The following is a 21,607-nucleotide window of genomic DNA, read 5'->3' on the forward strand; positions in this document are numbered from 1 at the left end:
CCTCTCACTTCGTCCAGATCGCCGCAGCCGCCATCGACAGGCCGCGACGCACCGCTTTATCGGCATCGACCGAGTTGACGCTGACCGCCAGCGCATCGAAGGCCTGCCGATACAGAGCCGCCAGCCGTCCCGACGCAATCAGCGTGACGCCGGCTTTTGGCACCGTGCCGGAAAGGCCGGCTGCGAGCTCGGCGCCGATCAACGTGCCCGACAAGGTCTCGCGCGCCGCGGCCGGCGTGCTGCCGAACAAGAGCTGACGCGACCGTGCGGTGAACAGCAGATTGGCGGCGAAGGCCGGCGCCGCGAATGCGGCTTTCACGGCCGCCTCGAAGCTTTCGGTATCCTCGGCGTCATCGGCGCCGGCGACCGCGAGCGACAAAATCGTCTCGCGCGAGACGACGCTGAAAAGCTCGCCGGTCATGAACGTCGAGAAATGCGCAACGGTGCCGTTCTGCACGCGCACCCATTTCGAATGGGTGCCGGGCATGCAGACCAGCGCCTCGCCGGGGGCCTCGAGGCCGAGCGCGCCGAGCAACTGGGTCTCTTCGCCGCGCATCACGTCCGGCACTTTCACGTCGCGTTGCGCGATGCCCGGCAGGATGCGGATGTCGCGCGCCTCGCCCGGCACCCGCGCGGCCTGTTTGAGGATCGCCGAAAGCGGCGCCGGCGTGTCGACATAGCCGGCCTCGACCCAGCCGGTCTTGGCGCCGGCCATGCCGCAGACCAGCACCGGCAGATCATGCGGCGCGCTGACAGCGGCCAGGTGCGCTTGCAGCACGCCGGCGAAACCGGCCTTCGCCGCAGCCAGCATGCCCTCGTCGCTGCGACGCTCGGCCAGCACGCGGCCGGTGCGATCGACCAGCCACAGGCGGAAACTGCTGGTGCCCCAATCGACCGCGACAAAAGCGGGTTCGGTCATTTCGAATCGTATCCCTGTCGTGTCCCTTGTCGTGTCCCTGGGTCTCACGGCCGAGACGCCGTCTCGCGACAATGAGACGGACGCCTCGCAAATCTGCCCCGGGATATCGGCTATTGCGGCCCTAAACCAGCGTTTTCTCGCAAGGCTGCGGGGCAAGCGGCGCTGGCACACCGCTTGCTGAAGCTGTGCTGTTCGAATCCCGGAACGCGCAGCAAGACGCGTCAACGCCAGATGAGGAAACCCATGGAGATCGGCTATTTTACGATGCCTTCGCATCCGCCGGAGTGCGGGTTGAAGGAAGGACATGATTGGGACCTGCAGGTCCTGCGCTGGCTCGACGAGCTCGGCTATCAGGAGGCCTGGATCGGCGAGCACCACACCGCGCCCTGGGAACCCAATCCCACGCCGGACCTCTTGATCGCGCAGGCCCTGATGCAGACCAAACGTTTGCGGATCGGGCCGGGCGGCTTCCTCTTGCCCTATCACCACCCGGCCGAGCTCGCCAACCGCGTTGCCATGCTGGACCATCTCTCGGAAGGGCGGCTCAATTTCGGCGTGGCGGCCTCGGGGCTTCCAAGCGACTGGGCGATGTTCAACGTCGACGGGATGAGCGGCCAGAACCGCGACATGACGCGCGAGGCGCTGGAGATCATTTTAAAGCTCTGGACCGAGCCTGCGCCATTCACCCACAAGGGCAAGTTCTGGACGGTGACCAAGCCGGACACGATGTTCGATTTCCTCAAGCCCCACATCAAACCGCTGCAGGCGCCGCATCCGCCGATCGGCGTTGCCGGGCTGTCGAAGAACTCGGACACGTTGAAGCTCGCGGGCGAACGCGGCTTCATTCCGATGAGCCTCAACCTCAACCCGACCTATGTCTCCAGCCATTGGGACTCGGTCGAGATCGGCGCCGCGAAAACCGGCCGCAAGCCGAACCGGCAGGACTGGCGGCTGGTGCGCGAGGTGTTCGTGGCCGACACCGACGAGGAGGCGTGGAAGCTCTCGACCGGCGACATGATGGGCCGGATGATGAGCGAGTACTTCCTGCCGCTGCTCGGCCATTTCGGCTTCAAGGATTATCTGAAGCACTCACCCGAGGTGCCCGATAGCGACGTCACCGTCGAATATTGCGCCAAGCGGAACTGGGTCGTCGGATCGCCGTCGACGGTCGCCGAGAAGATCGAAAAGATCTACGACGAGGTCGGCGGCTTCGGCGTGCTCTGTGTGTTCGGCTTCGACTACAAGCACAAGCCGGAAGCCTGGCACCGCTCGCTCGCGCTGCTGAAGAACGAGGTGATGCCGCGCCTGAAGCATCTCGGCTCCGCGAAGAAGGCAGCTTGACGCTTTGCGGGTGCGGCGCGAACGTGTCGCACCCGCATTGATTTCGGAGATTTCCGCGTGACGGTCGATACCAAGCCTCTCGACGCAAAGGATTTCAAGCAGGCGATGCGCCAATGCGCCGGCGCGGTTGCGCTGGTCACCGTTGGTGCCGAGCACGGCAAGCGCACCGGACTGACAGTGACATCGGCGACCTCGCTGTCGGACAATCCGCCCTCGCTGATCGTCTGCGTCAACCGCAACGCCAGCGCCCACGCCCGCATTCGCGAGGAAGGCGCGTTCGCGATCAATTTCCTGCAGGAGGATCACGCCCTGCTGGCGCTGACCTTCAGCGGCCAGAAGGGCGTCAACGGCGACGATCGGTTTGCGTTCGGGCAATGGACGCGCGGCGCCACCGGCGCGCCGGTGCTGACCGACGCCGTCGCCGCGTTCGATTGCGTGCTGGCGCAGGAGTTCGAGACCAGGACGCATTCGATCTTCGTCGGCGAGGTCCGCGGCGCGACGCATTCGGCCACGGCGACCCCGCTGGTTTACTTGCGCAGCAGCTTCCACACGCCGCAGGAAATCCGCGAGACCGTTTCAGTCGGCGACCTCGACTCCCGGCATTTGAGCTGGACGGATTTTTCGTAAGCAGCGGCATCGGCAGTGCGCGCCCTCCCCGCTTGCGGGGAGGCGAAGGCTTGCCACTGTTCCTCATGTCGAGTGCTGCTGCCGAGGTGCTGCGCTTGCGCCCGAGGGCGGAACTTTCAACTCGTGGCCGTGCAGGCCCAACGCAATCAACATGACAGCCGCCAGGGCGACACCACCAAACGCAACTTCGGGCGCAGCATCGGGTGAGACCACCAACATGCTTGCGCGGAGCGGTACTTGGCGGACGGGGTCCTGTTCGCTGTTATGGCGTGGGTCGGCCGAATGTCCCGCGAACCGGCGCAGGCAAAGGAAAACGAGGAGCAGCAATGCCGCGCCGCCCGCGAGCGGCTCGATCGGGGCGGTCAAAGATGCGTAAGAGAGCGTGTGAGCCCCGGTGTAGAGAAGGAGCGTGGCCGGCAAAGCCATGCTGCTAATCAGCGGTGCGAGCGCGGGACGATACTGGGCGGGGCGATCTTCTCGATCCGCGAGCACCACGAAAAGTATGGCAACGATCATCAAATGACCTATCCCGTCCACCTTGCCAAAATCGAGGGTTGCGGCGGTAAGCACCAGCAGCAAGGCAAGCGCGGAGAGACGTCGGACTAACGGTGTCCAGAACAGCGCGAAAGCCAGGCCGAATTCCACAATCCCGGCGGCGGTAACGACGGTCGAGACATCGAAACCCAAGGTCAACTCTGGATGATCGACCGCGATCGCAGCGACCCAGGCCGGGTATACAAATTTCTCCATCGACGGCCATAACAGGGACAGGGCGACGGTCCATCGCAGGAAATCAGAGCGAAAAGCAAGCAGTTTGGCATCGCGCGATACGGAAAGCACGAACCAGACCCCGAGCCCCAGAAAGACCGGGTAGTCCAGCATGTGAAACAGACCATAGCAGGCGGCACCATAGCCATAGAGCAGCAGTATGGCTGCCCCCGCCGCCGGGAGTGTGGGCCGCGCGGCCAAAAACAACGGGATGAGCAACTGAATGGCCGAGAGCCAGATACTGTTTGCTTCGAGTTCCGGGGTGAGAATGAGCCCACCGTGAGCCCACAACAAAGCGAAGAATACCGCCGCGGCCCCTCGCAGAAGGTCATCGACGCGACGGCGCAGAGGCTCGGTCACGTGATCCAGAAATCTTGATAGCATGAGTCCGACCGTGGTCTGCTCTGCCGCACAGGCGAGATAAAACAGTGCAAGGAACAGCGCCAAGAACAGAAAAAACGTGGTGGTGAATACCGCCTGAATCGGCAGCGGATCATCGGACACGATGCATGGCACGAACCACTTCACGTGAGCGGACGCCATGTCGGTCATTGAGATGAGGTTGACGACCAAACATCCGGAGAAAATCACCGCTTTTGTGCATCTTGATCTGACGCGTCTGGAATTGAACAGGGTGGAAATGCCATTGCAGCTGGCCGCGTGATCAATACTCATCAGCTCATCCAAATATTTTTGTCCGAAAATCATTCGCGGTCGACTACAGTAGTGCGTGGACCGAAGAATGCGTTCGTTGATTTAGGTGACGTTCGGCTTTCCGCGTGTGAACCGGCTCACTGCGGCTGGTCACAGATCCGTTAAGGCAGTGCGACTGCTACTCCGCAATTCAATTGCCGGTTGTAATCCTGTCAATCTTCCCTCCCTTCAGCAAAGCAGTCGACCGCACCGTGGGAGCGGAGTGAAGTGAGTGGGGCTGACAAGATCGACGACACGCCGACAAGGGGAGAGGGGAAGAACGCCGGCCGGACGAGATTGAACGCTACTGCGCCGTCTCGATCTTCAGCTGCTTGATCTTCCGATACAGTGTGGCGCGGCTGAGTTTTAGCGCGCGGGCTGCTTCGGTGACGCGGCCGCCGTGCTTGCGCAGCGCCTCGATGATCGTGGCGCGCTCGGCCGCTGCGAGATCGGCTTCCGCTGCCCTTCCCCCAAATGGGGGCAGGTCGAGATCGGCGTCCGTGATGACGCCATCCTCCGCCGTGCAACCGGCGAGCCGCAGCACGTGGCGGAGCTGGCGCATGTTACCGGGATAGGGATAGGCCGAGAGCAGCGCCCAGGCTTCGCCTGAGAGGCAGCAATTCGGCGCCTCCTCGCGCGCGACTTGGGCGATTATATCATCCCTGTCGGCGCGCTCGCGCAAGGCCGGCAGCCGCACCTCCATGCCGCGCAGGCGGAAATAGAGGTCGGCGCGGAAGGCGCCCTCCTCCGCCATGCGGCCGAGGTCGCGATGGGTGGCGCTGATCAGGCGGATATCGACCGGCACCGGCTTGAGCGCACCGAGCGGCCAGACCTCGTGGTTCTCCAGCACGCGCAACAGCCGCGTCTGCAGCGCGATCGGCATGTCGCCGATCTCGTCCAGGAACAGCGTGCCGCCATCGGCCTGCACGATCAGTCCCTTCGAGCCGTCGCGCCGCGCGCCGGTGAAGGCCCCGGCCTCGTAGCCGAACAGCTCGGCGTCGATCAGGCTCTCCGGCATCGCCGCGCAATTCAGCGCGACGTAATTGTTGCGCGCGCGGTTGCTGGCCGCGTGAATGGCGCGCGCGAACACGTCCTTGCCGACGCCGGTCTCGCCATGCAGCAGCACCGGCAGATTGTGGTCGCCGATGCTGCGGAGCCGCTTCACGCTCTTGACCAGGCCGGGATCACGGCCGGCAAGCCGGTGCAGCGCGTCGAAACGATCGAGCGCAACATCGTTGCGCAGTGCAGAGGGTCTTGCGCGCAGCGGCGGGCTGACATGGCTCTGGCCCAAGGTGCGGCCATCGGCGCGGCGCAGCTCGACGAGCTCGTCGACATTGCGCGAATGATCGAGCTTGATGTAGCGCGACAGGTCGATGCCCGAGGCGATCAGGCCGTCGGTGAGGCCAAGCAAGGCGCGCGCCGAGCGGCAGGCACCGACGATGCGCCGGTCGTCGTCATAGGCGAGCAGACCGCTGCCGCCATCGCCGGGCACGGTCGCGATCCAGGCGGTACGGAAATGCGCGCGAAAAATCGCGCCCTCCATCCGCCGCGTCGCCTCCATCGTCACTGCGAGGGCAAGCTGATGCGCGGCGCGCTCGAGGTCCTCGCGGCAGGACGTGATGTTGATCGCACCGGCGAGGCGTCCGGCCTGGTCGAACAGCGGCGCCACGGCGCAGGAGAACATGTGCCATTGCGCGCGAAAATGCTCGTCGCGATGCACCAGGATCGGCTTCTGCTCGGCGAGCGCGGTGCCGAGACCGTTGGTGCCCTCGAACGTCTCGGCGAAATTCGAGCCGGTATAGATCTTCCAGTCCATGAACATCCGTGCGTCGGCTTCGCCAGGCAGACGGCTGAACAGCATGGTCGCATTGGCATCGGCCAGATTGACGCAGTAGCCGGCGTCGCGCAGCACGCGGGCGAGATCGTCGAGTTCGGGCGTGAGCAGCCGGATGGTCTCTTCCATCGGCTCGGCGACGTGACGGATCTCCGCTTCGGTGAGCGTCTGCGGCGGGCCCTGGCGGGCGGGATCGAGCTTGTGGCTGATCAGGCAGCGCCGCCAGGAGTTTTCGATGCGCGAAGAGGCATCGACGTCGGCCACATGATTGGCCACGGACAAGACACGGGCGACATGGTTCGAGGCCGACAGGCTGGCCATCGCGGACGTCTCCACCCTGTATTATTGTGCAAAGTCTGGCACCACAGGCGGGGATGTCAATCGGGAACCGGGAAGGTGTGTATGGCACACGGTCTCAACGGTCGTCATGGCCGGGCTTGTCCCGGCCATCCACGTGGTCGCCGCCCGTGCGAAAGAACGTGGATGCCCGGGACGAGCCCGGGCATGACGATGTGGAGGCAGATAGCCTCAAACGGCTCTGATTTGCTGCACCGCCCTCACCACGTGTCGATGCATGGCCGCTTCTTCGACGTCCTCGGCCCCGGCTTCGGCACCGAGCGCAGGCCCGCCATGATCCAGCGCCGCGTCTCGGCGGGGTCGATGACGTTGTCGATCTCGAACACCGAGGCGATCGAGACCGCCTTGCCGTTGGCGTAGAGCTCGGCGACCTTGTTGCGATAATACGTCTCGCGCTCCTCGGGATCGGCGATCGCCTCCATCTCCTTGCGGAAGCCGAGGCGGACATAGCCTTCGAGGCCCATGCCGCCGAACTCGCCGGTCGGCCAGGCCGCCGTGAAGAACGAGGCGTGGAAGCCGCCGCCGATCATCGACTGTGCGCCAAGGCCATAGCCCTTGCGCAGCACGATGCCGAACAACGGCACGGTCAGGCTCGCGCCCGTGACGAACATGCGCGAGACGTGACGCACGATCGCGGTCTTCTCCGCTTCCGGGCCGACCATGAAGCCGGGCGTATCGCAGAGCGAGACGACGGGCAGATCGAACGCATCGCAAAGCTGGAGGAAGCGCGCAGCCTTGTCGCCGGCGTCGGCGTCGATGGCGCCGCCGAGATGGCGCGGATTGTTGGCGATCAGGCCGAACGGTTTGCCCTCGATGCGGATCAGCGCGGTGATCATGCCGACGCCGTAATCACGGCGCAGCTCCAGCACCGAGTCCTTGTCGGCGACGAGGTCGATCACACTGCGGATGTCGTAGACGCGCAGGCGGTTTTCGGGGATGGCGCGACGGAGCAGGCGCTGGTCGGCCGCTTCCCAGTCCTTCACCGCGCCCTGGAAGTAGGAGAGGTATTTCTGCGCGACCGAGGTCGCCTCCTGCTCGTCTTCAACAAGAATGTCGATGACGCCGTTCGGCGACTGGAACGAGACAGGGCCGACCTCGGCCGGATGATAGACGCCGAGCCCGCCGCCCTCGATCATGGCGGGACCGCCCATGCCGATCGAGGCGTTCTTGGTGGCGATGATGACGTCGCAGCAGCCGAGCATGGCGGCGTTACCGGCAAAGCAATAGCCGGAGACGACGCCGATGACCGGCACGAGGCCGGAGAGCCTTGCGAACTGGACGAAAGATGGACCGTCGAGGCCGGTCATACCGAGCCGGTCGGTGTCGCCCGGCCGGCCGCCACCGCCTTCGGCATAGAACACCAGCGGCACGCGCCAGTCTTCCGCAAGGGTCAGCATGCGGTCGATCTTCTTGTGGTTCATATGGCCCTGCGTGCCCGCGAGCACGGTGTAGTCATAGGCCACGACGATGCAGCGGGCGGCGTCTCCGCCGAACTTTTCGGCGTTGACAGTGGCAACGCCCATGACGAGGCCGTCGGCCGGCGTGTTCTTGATGAGATCGTCGAGCTTGCGCCGGCGCCGCTGCGCCGCGATGGCGAGGCTGCCATATTCCATGAACGAGCCGTCGTCGACGAGCTGCGCGACGTTCTCGCGCGCGGTGCGCTGGTTGGTGTTGCGGCGGCGCTCGACCGAGGCCGGGCGGTTCGCATCGAGCGTATTGGCCTGGCGGGCGATCAGCTCGGCAAGATCAGGGCGGATGTGATCGAGATCGATGTCGGCTTCCGCCGCAGCGTGATCGGCCGCAACGTCGAGCGGCTCGATATACATGATCGGCTCGCCATGGAGCAGCGTGACGCCGTCACCGGCCGCGAGCTTCATGACGCGGCCGCCCTGCTCGGCCATCACGAGATGCTCCATCTTCATGGATTCGATCACGGCAAGCTGCTGGCCGGGGCGCACGACCTCGCCCTCCCGCACCTGAATAGTGACGATGGTGCCCTGCAAGGGCGCCGCGACCATCACGGCGCCCTCGGGCACGACTTGCGCGACGTGCGCCTCGGCGGCATGCGCGCCGCCACGGTCGGCCGCGGCAAAGTACAGCGGCTTGGCTGCGCCATCGGCCGCCTCGACGAGCTTGGCGATGTTGCGGTCGATAAAATCGGTGGCGATGCGGTTGGTCCTGAAATCGGGATGCGCCAGCACGGCCTGGAGGAAGGCGATGTTGGTGACGACGCCGTCGATCCGGAACTCGCGCAAGGCGCGCAAGGCCTTGGCCACGACGTCATGCCAGGCCTCGCCCGGCGTATGCACGATCACTTTTGCGAGCAGCGAGTCGAACGCAGCGCTGGTCTTGTAGCCGGCATAGCCAAAGCTATCGACGCGGACACCAGGCCCGGATGGCGGCTCGAACACGGCGAGCACGCCGCCGGTCGGATGTGTCGCGCCTGACACGTCCAGCGTCTCCATGTTGACTCGGAGCTGCATCGCATAGCCGCGCGGCTTCGGGATCGCGCTTTGCGCAAGGCCGAGCGAGGCCAGCGTCGCGCCTGATGCGACCGCGAGCTGGGCACGAACAAGGTCGAGGCCGAGCACCTCCTCCGTCACGGTGTGCTCGACCTGAAGCCGCGGATTGGCCTCGATGAAGGCGAAGCTGTCCTCCGCGGTGCCGTCGACCAGGAATTCGAAAGTGCCGAGGTTGTCGTAAGACGCTGCCGCCGCGAGCTGCCTCGCCGCCTCGATAATGCGGCCGCGCAAGCCGTCGCTGAGCGACGGGCTCGGCGCCACCTCGATCAGCTTCTGATGCCGGCGCTGGATGGTGCATTCGCGCTCCCAGAGATGCGAGATCGCACCGTGACGATCGCCGATGATCTGCACCTCGATGTGGCGCGCCTGCCGGATCAGTCGCTCGGCATAGACGCCGTCGTAGCCGAATGCCGCCTTGGCCTCGGACTGGCAGCGCGCATAGGCTTCTGTCAGATCGGCCGCGTTCTCGACCACACGCATGCCGCGGCCACCGCCGCCGGCCATCGCCTTGATCACGATCGCCGCGTTGTTGCCAAGCGAGCTGAAGAAGGCGGTGATCTCGTCGAGCGACGACGGCCCGCTGGTGCCGGCAATGATCGGCACGCCGCAGCGCTTGGCAAGTTGTCGGGCCGCGACCTTGTCGCCGAACAATTCGAGTGCCGTCGCCTTCGGCCCGACGAAGGTGATACCTGCATCGGCGCAGGCTTTTGCGAACGCTGCGTTCTCACTGAGGAAGCCGTAGCCGGGATGCACGGCATCGCAGCCGGCGCTCTTCGCCGCCTTCACCACGGATTCGATGTCGAGATAGGCCCGTGCGCCGCGGCCGGGGATTTCGATCGCCTCATCGGCCACGCGCACATGCAAGGAGAGCGCATCATCAGCGGGATGGATCGCAACCGTCGCAATGCCGGCGTCAGCCGCGGCACGCGCGATGCGGATGGCGATCTCGCCGCGATTGGCGATCAGGAGCTTCTTGAACGACATCGTCTCTCTCACTCAGGCTGCGGCAGGCTGGTTCGGGTTGAGGTCCTGCTTCTTCACCTTGCCCGTGGCGGTCAAGGGCAGCGCGTCGATGATGCGCACCTCCGGCACCTTGTAGACGGCCATGCGCTCGGCGCACCAGGCGCGAATATCCTCCGCGGAGATGGTGCCGACCGCCTCCGGTTTGAGCTGGATATAGGCCACGGGCACCTGTCCCTTGTCAGGGTCGTCGCGCCCGACCACGCCGGAGCCGAGCACCTTCGGATGCTGGCCGAGCAGCGCCTCGATCTCCGGCGGAAACACGCTCATGCCCTTGACCTTCAGCATCTCCTTGCGCCGGCCGAGGAAGTGCAAAAAGCCGTCCTTGTCGATGGTGCCGATATCGCCGGTCCGCAGCCAGCCGTCGATCAGCGACTCCGCGGTCGCCTCCGGCTTGTTCCAGTAGCTCTTCAGCAGCGACGGCGTGCGCACGCGGATCTCGCCTTCCGCGCCGAGCGGCAGCAACGCGCCGGTCTCGAAATCGGTGATCTTGAACTCGGCGCCGGGGACCGGCAGGCCGACGAAGATCGGCTGATTGTTGAGATCGAAATCGTCGTCCTGGAAGCCTGCCGTGAACGTGTTGGAGGTGTGGGTCTCCGTCATGCCCCAGGCCGCCTCCATCAGGATGGTGCCGGTGAGGTCCTTCCAGCGCTTGCGATAATCGGCGTTGAGCTTCTTGACGAAGGAGACGACGCGGACCTGCTGCAGCGACGACAGGTTGAACTCGCTCCAGCGCGGATGGTCCATCAGCTCGACCGCGCCGTCGACCGGCATCGCCGTGATCGTGACCTTGTATTTGTCGATCGCAGCCATCGCGCCGACCGCGTCCCAGCGCGCCAGCAGGACCAGCGTCCCGCCCGAGAATAACGGGAAGATCAGGCCGAAATTCTCACCTGCAATCCAGAACTCCGGAAAGAAGGACAGGAACACACTGCTCTCGTCAGACAGCACCGAGACGCCGTAATTGGCGGCCGCCGTGTAGATCATGTCGCGATGGGTATGGACGCAGCCCTTGGGCATGCCGGTGGTACCGCCAGTGTAGTTGAGCGCGGCGACCTCATCGAGGCCGGGCGGCGGCAGCGGCGTCGGCGCGGGCAGCGCGGCAAGGGCGGGCAGCAGATCGGTCGCACCTGAAACCGCGATACGCGGCGCGCGGATCGAGTCGGGCGTCGGAAATGAGGGCGTCGCAGGGACAACATCTGCAAAGCTGGTGACGACGATCTCGCGCAGGCTCACTTCGCTTCTGACCTGCTCGACGATGGGGATGAGCTGGTCGAGCGCCACGATCACCTCGGCCTTGGTGTCGTTGAGCTCGTAGGAGAGCTCGAACGCGCGCGACAGCGGGCTCACGGGCACATGGACCGCGCCGAGCTTCAAAATGCCGAAGAACACGATGTGGAACTGCGGACAGTTCGGCAGGAAGACGGCGACGCGATCGCCCTTGCGCACGCCCTTGGCCTGCAACAGCGCCGCGAAGCGATCGCTCTGCTGGTCGAGATCGGCGTAGGTCGTGACATGCCCGTAGAAGATCACCGCGGGACGTGTGGGGCTCCGCTTCGCCCAGGCGCGCAGATATTCCGTCAGGGGGACTTCGCCGTGCAGATAGTTGGGCGAGCGCGGCAGGCCCTTGGGCCAGGCCTTCTCCCACAGGCCGTGCAAGGTGGCGAGGTAATCCTTCTCATTGAGGCCTGCACTCATGACGTCATCCCGTGTTGCTTTTCTTTTTCGCTGGGCATGCGCCAGCCGCCCACCGATATGATTACAGGTCGAGCACGGGAGTGATCATGTCAAGGAAAACAGTTTCGCATCACGGGCGATGCCGCGACGCGGAAAAATCACGTCTTGATCAGCCGCATCATCCGCGCCACGGCAGACGGGACCGGCGCGATAACGGGCACGGAAAACATCGATTGCAGGTCGCGAGCAGCCTCACCCAGCGGCCCGCCGCCGATGATGACCGCCTCGGCGCGGTCGTGCACGATGCAGGCCTCGACCGTGCCGGCCAGCGCCCCGCGCAATCGCGGGGGATCGCGCATCAACTCTAGCGGATCACCCTCAGCGAAGCGGCTGCCTGTATAGAACGATCTTATTCCCAACGCGTCGGGCATCGCGTCGATCTTAGCCTTCAGCAGCGGCGTCGTGGTCGCGACGCCGAAGCGGCGACCGCCTTCGGCCGCTTCCAGCATCGAGGACTCGCCGATGCCGACCGCGGGCATTTTCAACGCCGCTCTGATCGCCGCGAGACCGGGGTCGCCGAACGCCGAGACGATGATGCCGTCGCAGAAATTTTGATGCGCTCGCGCGATTTCGTCGACCTCCGACGCGGCGGCCTCGAGCGCATCCGCGGAGACAATCATCTGTGGCGCACGCGTTGCCGTGGCGCCGATGATGTCGAAAACATCGGCAGCGGCGGACTTCGCGATGGCGACCATCATCGCGGTGGTCGCCGCCTTGCTGTTCGGATTAATCAGCAGGATGCGGTGGGGGGATGAAGCCATCCTCCAACCATACTAGGCCGCCCGCACGCCGGCAACGAAGGCGCTGACCTCGTTCTCCAGCGACTGCAGCTTCTCGGTCAGCCGGCCGCTCGATTGCAGCACGAGGCCCGCGGCCTGGCCGGTCGCCGCCGTCGCATCAGTGACGCCGGAGATGTTCTGCGAGACCTGGTCGGTGCCGGAGGCCGCCTCCTGCACGCTGTGCGCAATGGCCTGGGTCGCGGCGCCCTGCTCCTCGACTGCGGCTGCGATCGACGAGGAAATCTCGTTGACCTCCATGATGGTGGCGCGGATGCTTTCGATATTGCCGACGACCTGGTTGGTCTCGGCCTGGATCGCGGTGATCTGCGCGCCGATCTCGTCGGTTGCCTTCGCGGTCTGGCTCGCGAGCGATTTCACTTCGCTCGCGACGACCGCAAAGCCCTTGCCGGCCTCGCCGGCACGCGCCGCTTCGATCGTCGCATTGAGCGCGAGCAGATTGGTTTGCGAGGCGATCTGGTTGATGAGGTCGATCACCTCGCCGATCTTGTGGGCGGCCTGAGCGAGCCCCTGCACGGTATCGTTGGTGCGCTGGCCATCGGCGGCCGCCTTGTCGGCGACCATTGCAGCCTGCGCGACGCGCTGGCTGATCTCGGTGATCGAGGCCGACAGCTGCCCTGCGGCGGACGCCACCGTCTGCACATTGTTCGAGGCCTGCTGGCAGGCGTTGGCGACGAAGCTGGCGCGGTCGGTCGCCTTGTCAGCGGTCTCCGACATGCCTTGCGCGGCCTGCTGCATCGCGCGCGCCTCGTTGAAGACGTCGCGGACGACGGCCTGGACGCTCGCTTCGAATCTGCCGGCGAGATCCGCCATCGTCTTGCGCTTCTCGTCGTCGGCCTTCTGCTTGCTCTCCTGCTGCTCGGCATGCATCCGGCCCACGGCCGACGCATTGTCCTTGAACACGGCCAGCGCCTTGGCGAGCCCGCCGACCTCGTCGGCGCGGTTGGTGTAGGGCACCTCGAATGCGCTGTCGCCGGCGGCGAGGCGCTCGGTAAGGTCGGTGATCTTCGCCAGCGGCCGCGTCACGCTGCGGCCGATCACGAAGGATGCGCCCAGCACTAGCACGAACACGGCGAGACAGACGAGGCCGAACGTCATTGCATCCTGGCGGAATACCGCATCGACATCGTCGAGATAGATGCCGGTGCCGATGATCCAGCCCCACGGCGCAAAGCCCTTCACATAGGAGATCTTCGCGACCGGCTGCTCGAAGCCCGGCTTGGGCCAGAGGTAGCTGTAGAAGCCCGCACCCTGTTTCTTGACGACGTCAACGAAGCCGAGGAACAGCGCGTTGCCGGACGGGTCCTTCATCCCGGCGAGATCCTTGCCGTCAAGCTCGGGCTTGATCGGATGCATGACCATCTTCGGGGTCATGTCGTTGATCCAGAAATACTCGACCTTGTCGTAGCGCAGGCTCTTGATCTCGGCCATGGCGCCGGCCTGCGCCTGCTCGCGCGTCAGCTTTCCGTCGCTCTCGAGTTTCTGGTAGTGCGCCAGGATGCCGTAGCCGACATCGACCATGTGCTGGGTCTTGGCCTGGCGGTCGGCGATCATCTGGCTGCGCAGGGTCGACAGCGCAATCGGGGCCAGTGCGATCATGCCGACAAGGCTGATGCCGACAATGAGGACCAGCTTGAAACTGATGCGGGAGAAAATCATCGGTGCTCGCTAGAATTGGCGGGGCTGATATGCCATTTTATCCCGTGCCCCTTAGCAAAGCTTTAAGCATTGGGGTTCCCGGCACGGATCTTCGGCGTCGTCTGCGAGGAGGCCCCACCGAAACCAGGTCCATCCTGTTGCTAACGCCTAGCGGCCACCCTTGCCGAGCACGAGGTCGATCGTGTGGGCAGCGATCTTGCGCAACTGCGGCTCGTCATCGAAGGCGCGCTCGAGCACGGCAAGGCCGCGCGTGACCGTGATGATGTGCAGTGCTGCGGCGGCCGCATCGCCGTTGAACTCGCCGCGCGCGGCGCCTGCCGACATCGCGTCCTGAACCAGCGTGGTGATGCGCGAGATGAGGGTCGCAAAGGCCTTCCGCGCCTCCTCGTCGAGCCCCTCGCCTTCAGCCGCGCCAAGCTCCATCAATCCCCGCGTTGTCGGGCAGCCACGCGGCGGCGAGCCGGCGCGGAAATTGCTGATGGTGAGGTCGAAGAACGCCGTCAGGCGTTTGCGCAATGAGCCGGTGCCAAGCGCCTTTTGCAAGGCGAGGAGATAGTCGCCGGCGTAGCGCTCATAGGCCTGAAGGAACAACGCCTCCTTGCTGCCGAAGGCGTTGTAGAGGCTGCCGCGCTGGACGCCGGCATCGCGCGCGATGTCCGACAGCGAGGTGCCGCGCACGCCCTTGCGCCAGAACTGGTCGAACGCGATGCGCAGGACCTCGTCATGATCGAATTCGCGCGGCCTCAATTGACTCTTCCAGTATTTGACACGGCGTCAAGAATGTGATTTCTGGACATCGTGTCAAAAACCAATCGGGATTGATAGCCCGTTTTCGCCAATGGGCCGAACGACCGGCGCTCGCATGCGCCCGGCCGGACGGTCCCGCATGCTAAGGGACCAGCTGATGCCATTGCTTCACATCTCGATGCGCGCCGGAAAGCGGGATGCCTACCGGCAGGCGATCCTCGACAGCCTCTACCGCGCCATGCGCGAGGCGCTGAACGTGCCCGATGGCGACGAGTTCATGACCATCAGCGAGCTATCGCCCGCAAACTTCCGCTGTGGCAACGCTTACGGCGTCAACCGCAGCGAAGATGCCGTGCTGATCCAGATCACCGTGTTCGCCTCGCGCACCCCTGAGCAGAAGAAGGCGCTCTACCGCCGGATCGTGGAGCTACTCGGCGACAACCCCGGCATCCGCCCCGAGGATGTTTTCGTCAACGTGCTCGACGCGCCCGCGGAGAACTGGTCCGTCGGACATGGCATCGCTCAGTTTGCGTGAGTGCTGAGGACCCGTCACCTTCTGAAGAATTGCGGAAGGAGGCGTGACATGACGACGTTTCGGGGAAGCTGCCTCTGCGGCGAGGTTGCCTTCGAGGTCGAGGGCCCGTTCGATCGATTCCAGTGGGCCTCGCGTGCGGAATGGTACGTGCACGGAGACGCCTTGCCGGTAGAGGACTAAGGCTCAGCCTCCCGCGGGCACGCCGTGGTGACGGTGATATTCGCTCGGCGCCGGCCAGGACCACCCCTTCAGCGTCGTTCGATACGGTTCGAAGATCTCGATCTTGAGCGGATGGCACGCCGCCACATCGCTGGAATGGGTTGCGCTGCAGTCGCCGCCGGGACAGGCCGACAACGCTCCGAGCAGGTCGATCTCGGCAAAGAACTCGATGAAGTCGCCGGGGCGGACCGGGCTTGCCTTCATGAAATATTGATGCGTGTCCCGCGTGAAGCCCGTGCACATGAAGACGTTGAGTACATCGTGGACGTGATGCTCCACCGCGGCGGGATCGAGCTTCAACTCGGCGGCGAGCGCGCGCGACAGGTTGGAGTGGCAGCAGAAATCGTAACTCGTACCGTTCAACAGGAGATTGGTGTAGGGATCGCAGCGCGTGCCGATGACATCATGAATGCCGGCGCCGTCGGCGTCGAAACCGTACCAGCCAAGCGTATCGTGGCTGATGGTCGCCATCGGCCGCAGATAAGGCATCGTGCTCCAGAGCCTGTTACCGAGGCCGACGTGGGTGCCATGGAGCGCCCGCGTCTTGCCGCTGAAGAAGCGCTCGGCGAGATTACCTGCGTTCCAGAGATTGAGATCGCCGACCTGCGGGCCTTCGATGCTGATGATACGGACGAATTGTCCGCGCGCCACGCGAAAAGCGCGCGCATCACGTGGCGGCACGATGAGTTCGTGCGTCTTGACCATCGTCTGCCGCGCGGATTCGAGCGTAGCCATGTCAGGCCCGGGCATCGACCCGGCCGGATAAACGATGGCCGGCTTGGCAGCGCGGCGCAAGGCTGCGTCAGTGGGAGCGGATGAGTTCTTCAGGGACATCGTTGGCCTCGGATCGACACGGCAAGACAACAAGCGGCTGACATTGGCGCGATTGACTCTATTGCCTCACGTCAAGGCAAAGCAATACAGCCGTCCATCAGCCCATCGACCTCGGCCTTCGACAGCACGCCGAGCTCGGCGATGAAGACGATCCGCGCGCGCGGTACGCCCGGTGCAGGTGCATCGCCCGGCGCAAGCGTCGCACGGCCGCCCGCGAACTGGAACACCATCTGGCGGCCGGGCTGCTCGACCGTTTCGAACAGGCCTTTGGCGCGAGCCAGCTTCGGTGCCAGCTTGCCGATCGCCTGCTGCAGGCGCGGCAGCGAGAGCGGCTGATCAGAGGTCCAGCTCAGCGTCTCGAAGCGCTCTTCGGCCGGACGCTTCGGCCCCGGCTCGCGCGGCGCGGACGCGCGATCGCTGGCGGGAAACAACAGCGCGGACGGAATCTCGCCGTGCTTGGCATCGACCACCACGGCCGGCACGCGCTGCGCGCGGATGGCCTCGCGCATCCGCGCGCCCGCGCATTCGCCCGCCAGATCCAGCTTGGTCAATGCCACGATATCGGCAACCCGCAGCTGCGAGCGCTGCAGCGCGTCGTCGAGGGCTGCCGGCGGTGTCGTCGCGTCCAAGACGCAGAGCACGGTTTCCAGCGGTGCCTCGCGCAGGATCACGGGATCCATCAGATTGCGGACGATGTCGGCGGGATCGGCGACGCCGCTGGTCTCGATCACGATGTATTCCGGCTTCGGATCACGCCGCAGCAAGGTCGAGAGCGTGCGGAGCAGATCGCCTTCGAGCGAACAGCAGATGCAGCCATTGGCGAGACTGACCACGCCGTCGCTTGCGCCTGCGATCAACTCCGCATCGATATTGATCGCGCCGAAATCGTTGACAACGGCGGCAATGCGCCGTCCGTCGGCATTTGCCAGCAGATGATTGACGACCGTGGTCTTGCCCGCCCCCAGAAAGCCCGTCACCAGGAGAATGGGGACCGGCATGGATCAGCTCCCGGCGACGGGACGGCGCACGGGCCGGCCGGGTCGCGCCGCCACATCCAGCACGCCGTCGTTGATCAGCACCTGGCCGCTGACGACGAGATGCCGCACGCCTTCCGACGCACGGTTCATCGCCGTGAAGGTCGCGCGGTCCGAGAGCTTCTCGTAGTCGAACACGACGATGTCGGCATCGGCATCCATGGTCAGCCGGCCCTTGCTGCGCATCGCGGGCGTGCTCTGCGACAGGATCTCGGCGGGGATCAGCGCACATTTTCGCACGCCTTCCAGCAGCGAGACCGCCTTGCGCTCGCGCACCCATTCGCGGATGAATTTCGTGAAGCAGCCGGCGGAGCGCGGATGCGAGGTGGCGTCATCAGGCAGCGGCCAGGCGTCGCCGGTGTAAGTCTTGCCGTCCAATGTCGTCCACGGCATCGCGTCGGAGGCAATCGCACCGCCAGGATAGAGCACCGACATGTCGAGCAGATCGCGGTGATGCGCATTGTGCTCGGTGTCGAGGATGTGCCAGAGCACCAGCGAGGACGGCTCCTCGGCCTGCGCCTTCAGCAGCTCCTCGCGGTCGTGGAAGCGATAGCCGTCGGTTACGCGCTGCACGGAATCGTAACCGGTGCCGTTGCGCTCGACGAATTGCGGATCGCTGAAGAAGGCGGCCGCCAGCACGGTCGAGCCGGTGCCGTAAGGATAGGCCTCGACCGTGATCGGCAGCCCCTGCGCCTGTGCCTTCTCGATCAGCACGCGGCAGCGCTCGATGTCGGTCTTGCTCGACGAATTGAAGTGGCAGATGTGCATATGCGCGCCGGTCGCGCCGGCATAGCCGATCAGGCGAATATAGGCTTCCGCCGCGCTTTCAGGGTCGATGCGCGACATGTAGGCGACGTGGGTGAAGGTCGGCACGTTCTGACTGGCCGCGAGTTGGCACACTGCTGTCAGCTCCTGCACACCGGCGCCGGGCGCGTAAGCGTTCAAGATGCCGATGCCGATGCCGCCCTCGTTCAGGCCACGCGTGAGGCGCTCGAGGATGCCCGCCACTTCCGCATCGGTCGCCACATTGTCCATCCAGCGGCGGTCGCGCATGGCATTGCCGAATGCCTCCAGCGAGCTCTCCGCATTGGAGCCCGTCATCGCGCCGATGCGCGCGAAGGCCCAGTTGGTGGCGGCGCCGTAATTCAGCACGCGGCCCTTCCTCGCCTGGCGCTCGTACCAGGAGCCGACCGGCAGCACGCCGGCCTCGAGATCGAGCGTCGTCGTCACGCCGTCGAAGGCCTGCATGCGATCGGCGGGGATAGACTGGCCATGCGCATGCAGGTCAATGAAGCCGGGTGCGACCACGAGCCCGGTCGCATCGATCACCCGCTCGGCACCTCCGAGCGAGGCACCGACGGCGGCGATCTTGCCGTCCGCCACGGCAACGTCGCCAACGGCATCCATTCCGCTCGCGGGATCCACCACACGGCCGCCCGAGATCACCAACCCGCTCATATCGCCACTCCGCCACGCTATGTTCAAAGCCCCCAAAGGTCCGGCAACAGCTTCGGAGGCGGAGACCAGCCGCATTGCGCACCGTCCCGTCGCGCATCAAGGCAGATTTTTTGATGAACCACCACTGCCACTGAAGCCGACTGAGTATGCAGATTGCTGCACGCCATCACGGGGTGCGCGCGGAAGGGGCGCAGTCCCGGGTTGCATCTCGGCCGAGACCAAGCTATTGGATGCGCGCATTTTCATTTTGGAGGCGACCATGTCGACGACTGCACGCTTCCCGGGGTTGCCGCGCGATATTTGACGCGCCTGCCCGGGACCCATGTCCCGGGTGAACCATAAATCTCCAAATCGACTCTCATCTGCCGCGGCCATCGGTGCCGCGATTGAGAACCTATTGGCATGACACCCCATCTTCTGCCGGCCCCCCGTCAGGTGGCCGGGCGTTCCGACCTGCTCGAACGCAGGCTTCGGCGATATCATCCGCACGTCCAGGGCGCGGTGCGCGCGCTGGCCATGCGACATCCGCGCCTTGCCGACCTCGCGGCGAGCTTTCCTGCGCTTCTGTTCGCGCTGGCCGTTCCGCGAGGAGGGCTCGATCCCGCATGCGCTGTTGCATCCGTGATCGACGGCGCGGCCCTCGCGCAAACCGCCGCTCTTGCCAATATGCCGATGTGGCTGCGCAAGATGCCGCCGGAAGCCTTTGTGAGCCCGATCCCGCACCTGCCTGATGGCGAGCTCTTTCGCCGACAGATCGCGAACCATCTTCCGCGTTCTCCAAAGCTTGCGCCGGCATGGCTTCAGCTCGTCGCCGATGCCGCCGCGCTTGCGCATGAGCCAGTCGCGGCGTGGATCGCGCGCGAATATGTCCGCGCGCCGCAGCAGGTGCCTGCCGCACGGCTGCGACGCATCTCGCTTTGGGCCTGGTTCTCCGCCGAGCCCGCGACATCAGGGCATGACCTGATCGAACGGCCGTGGACGCCGGACATGCGGATCGATGCCGCGTGTTCGGCCGCGAGTGATTGGCAAACGGCAGTGAGCCTGCATGTGAATCTCGGCCGGCGGCCGATCGCCGACATGTGGCTGCGCGGGGGCCGGATCGCGGGGTACGAGTTCCTGCCGCTGGATTCGATCGCCGCGATCATCGAGGAGGCTAAGGTGATGCGGAATTGCCTCCGAACCTACGGCACCCACCTCGCGCATGATCAGACGCGGATGTGGAGCGTGAGGAAGGACGGCGAACGCGTCGCGACGCTGCAGATCGCCCGCCGCTATCGCGATCCATTGCCGAACATCGTCCAGCTCAAGGGGCCCGGCAACATCGAGGTCTCGCGCGAATTGTGGTGGGCGGCGCGTCAATGGCTGCACAGGCACGATCTGTCGCAGATCGTGATCAAGCCGCGGAACTGGGGCACAGCGCCGCTCGATCGCGAAAGCTGGATGTCGCTGTGGCGGCCCTACTGGCTCGCCAAGCGGCGCATCCCCGACTGGCTGCCCTTGGCTCCGTCGCGCGAGGCGCTGGAAGCGCTGCAAGCCCTGTAAGGCCTCAAAATCGCCGGCAACGGCTGACGTCTACCGGACACCACGAGTGTTCACGCAGCAACAACCTCCGGTCCCGAAGGCCCGGAGGTCGCAGGCCGGACAAGCACTCGCTCAGTTCTGTCTGTGAATGGTGATGTTGATGTGGCTGCCGCCGAAAGCCGAGGCGAAGGCGTTCTCGGCTGCGGCGAATTCCGAGCCGACCCACTTTGCGGCCGCGGAGACTTCGTGCTTGATCCAGCCCCAGATGCCGGCTGCAGCCACGCCGTCGAGTTCGCCGATAGAGAGTTCGCGGGTTTCAAAGCCGGCGTCGTCAAGATTTTTCATGTTCGTCTCCCGTTGGTGCGGGCCGTCCCGCAAGCACTGGTAGGATGCACGCGCTCACCGATGACGGCTGTGACGATGATCACCCCGATGACGACGACCAGTCAGGCCGGCAATCTGCGCTCCGCGACGATCCGCACGGGCGGAAAGACGACGCAATCGACCACGTCGAAAATCACTTCGATGGCGCGATCGAACGCCAGCGCGAATGCAATGGCATCATCACGTCGTTCGTCGGCGATCGCAGCGCCGAGGGTACAATGCGGCGTCCACGTGCCGGGCCGGTAATGAGGACGACAATATTCCGGATCGATTGCCGCGCTGATAGCGCGATGGATGCGAACCAACGCTTCATCGACCACCGGCTCTGCCCAGAGGACAAGCGGATAACCTTCGAACCAGCGGATTCGTTTGAACTGGATGCACAGTTGCGTTTCGCCGGCCGTGGCGGCCAGTATGGCGTCCCACGCGGTCTTTTCGTCGATCGCGGGCCCGTCATAGATCGCAAAAGTAAGATGCGGACGGTAGCCGAGCGCGCGCATCGACGCCTTGGTCTCGAACGCGCCGACCTGATCCCACAGCCGCTCGATCTGATTTGCCGAACCGTTGTCGGCCCGGACGGTGACGGCCAATGCCACGGGCG

18 protein-coding genes are annotated in these 21,607 nt (G+C 65.0%); 5 read left to right on the forward strand and 13 right to left on the reverse strand.

What is annotated here, in order from left to right; translation table 11 throughout:
* Positions 1-4: 4 nt before the first annotated feature.
* A complete protein-coding gene (locus XH89_RS31525; RefSeq protein WP_194464228.1) occupies positions 5-919 on the reverse strand; it encodes a 2-dehydro-3-deoxygalactonokinase in 915 nt (304 codons plus the stop codon).
* A gap of 243 nt (positions 920-1,162) precedes the next feature.
* Here XH89_RS31525 and XH89_RS31530 point away from each other — a divergent pair, with 243 nt between their 5' ends.
* On the forward strand, positions 1,163-2,260 hold the full coding sequence (locus tag XH89_RS31530; RefSeq protein WP_194464229.1) for an LLM class flavin-dependent oxidoreductase: 1,098 nt from the start codon (positions 1,163-1,165) through the stop codon (positions 2,258-2,260).
* Positions 2,261-2,317: 57 nt separating this feature from the next.
* Positions 2,318-2,887 (forward strand): flavin reductase family protein, encoded by a 570-nt coding sequence (locus XH89_RS31535; protein WP_194464230.1) that lies wholly within the window; start codon positions 2,318-2,320, stop codon positions 2,885-2,887.
* A 63-nt stretch (positions 2,888-2,950) separates the two neighbouring features.
* Here XH89_RS31535 and XH89_RS31540 read toward each other — a convergent pair whose 3' ends face one another.
* The 7 genes from XH89_RS31540 to XH89_RS31570 form a co-directional block, all read right to left on the reverse strand.
* The gene (locus XH89_RS31540) at positions 2,951-4,330 is read right to left on the reverse strand and encodes a hypothetical protein (RefSeq protein WP_194464231.1); all 1,380 of its coding nucleotides are present in this window, start codon (positions 4,328-4,330) and stop codon (positions 2,951-2,953) included.
* 322 nt (positions 4,331-4,652) lie between these two features.
* On the reverse strand, positions 4,653-6,503 hold the full coding sequence (locus XH89_RS31545; RefSeq protein WP_194464232.1) for a sigma-54-dependent Fis family transcriptional regulator: 1,851 nt from the start codon (positions 6,501-6,503) through the stop codon (positions 4,653-4,655).
* A gap of 236 nt (positions 6,504-6,739) precedes the next feature.
* Complete coding sequence (locus tag XH89_RS31550) at positions 6,740-10,045, reverse strand: carboxyl transferase domain-containing protein (RefSeq protein ID WP_194464233.1); 3,306 nt, start codon at positions 10,043-10,045, stop codon at positions 6,740-6,742.
* A 12-nt stretch (positions 10,046-10,057) separates the two neighbouring features.
* A complete protein-coding gene (locus XH89_RS31555; protein WP_194464234.1) occupies positions 10,058-11,779 on the reverse strand; it encodes an AMP-binding protein in 1,722 nt (573 codons plus the stop codon).
* Between the two features lie 137 nt (positions 11,780-11,916).
* A complete protein-coding gene (locus tag XH89_RS31560; protein WP_194464235.1) occupies positions 11,917-12,579 on the reverse strand; it encodes an aspartate/glutamate racemase family protein in 663 nt (220 codons plus the stop codon).
* 12 nt (positions 12,580-12,591) lie between these two features.
* Complete coding sequence (locus XH89_RS31565; protein WP_194464236.1) at positions 12,592-14,274, reverse strand: methyl-accepting chemotaxis protein; 1,683 nt, start codon at positions 14,272-14,274, stop codon at positions 12,592-12,594.
* Positions 14,275-14,421: 147 nt separating this feature from the next.
* The gene (locus tag XH89_RS31570; protein ID WP_194464237.1) at positions 14,422-15,021 is read right to left on the reverse strand and encodes a TetR/AcrR family transcriptional regulator; all 600 of its coding nucleotides are present in this window, start codon (positions 15,019-15,021) and stop codon (positions 14,422-14,424) included.
* A 157-nt stretch (positions 15,022-15,178) separates the two neighbouring features.
* Between XH89_RS31570 and XH89_RS31575 the strand changes: the two genes are divergently transcribed.
* Together XH89_RS31575 and XH89_RS41925 are read left to right on the forward strand one after the other, a co-directional pair.
* Positions 15,179-15,556: a tautomerase family protein gene (locus XH89_RS31575; RefSeq protein WP_194464238.1), complete on the forward strand. Its 378-nt coding sequence runs from the start codon at positions 15,179-15,181 to the stop codon at positions 15,554-15,556.
* A 48-nt stretch (positions 15,557-15,604) separates the two neighbouring features.
* On the forward strand, positions 15,605-15,736 hold the full coding sequence (locus XH89_RS41925; RefSeq protein WP_256440008.1) for a hypothetical protein: 132 nt from the start codon (positions 15,605-15,607) through the stop codon (positions 15,734-15,736).
* Positions 15,737-15,739: 3 nt separating this feature from the next.
* On the opposite strand, the gene XH89_RS31580 is transcribed toward XH89_RS41925, so the two are convergent.
* The 3 genes from XH89_RS31580 to XH89_RS31590 all read right to left on the reverse strand — a co-directional run bounded on the left by XH89_RS31580 (position 15,740) and on the right by XH89_RS31590 (position 19,101).
* A complete protein-coding gene (locus tag XH89_RS31580) occupies positions 15,740-16,609 on the reverse strand; it encodes a DUF1989 domain-containing protein (RefSeq protein ID WP_194464239.1) in 870 nt (289 codons plus the stop codon).
* 71 nt (positions 16,610-16,680) lie between these two features.
* Positions 16,681-17,607: a GTP-binding protein gene (locus XH89_RS31585; protein WP_194464240.1), complete on the reverse strand. Its 927-nt coding sequence runs from the start codon at positions 17,605-17,607 to the stop codon at positions 16,681-16,683.
* A 3-nt stretch (positions 17,608-17,610) separates the two neighbouring features.
* Positions 17,611-19,101: an amidohydrolase family protein gene (locus XH89_RS31590; protein WP_246767670.1), complete on the reverse strand. Its 1,491-nt coding sequence runs from the start codon at positions 19,099-19,101 to the stop codon at positions 17,611-17,613.
* 402 nt (positions 19,102-19,503) lie between these two features.
* On the opposite strand from XH89_RS31590, the gene XH89_RS31595 reads away from it, so the two are divergent.
* A complete protein-coding gene (locus XH89_RS31595; RefSeq protein WP_194464241.1) occupies positions 19,504-20,643 on the forward strand; it encodes a PcfJ domain-containing protein in 1,140 nt (379 codons plus the stop codon).
* Positions 20,644-20,754: 111 nt separating this feature from the next.
* Here the strand turns inward: XH89_RS31595 and XH89_RS31600 are convergent, their stop codons facing one another.
* Positions 20,755-20,967, reverse strand: a complete 213-nt coding sequence (locus tag XH89_RS31600) for a hypothetical protein (RefSeq protein WP_194464242.1) — start codon at positions 20,965-20,967, stop codon at positions 20,755-20,757.
* A 101-nt stretch (positions 20,968-21,068) separates the two neighbouring features.
* Positions 21,069-21,602, reverse strand: a complete 534-nt coding sequence (locus tag XH89_RS31605; RefSeq protein WP_194464243.1) for a 2'-5' RNA ligase family protein — start codon at positions 21,600-21,602, stop codon at positions 21,069-21,071.
* Positions 21,603-21,607 lie beyond the last annotated feature (5 nt).

This window comes from Bradyrhizobium sp. CCBAU 53340, assembly GCF_015291645.1.
Classification (GTDB): Bacteria; Pseudomonadota; Alphaproteobacteria; order Rhizobiales; family Xanthobacteraceae; genus Bradyrhizobium.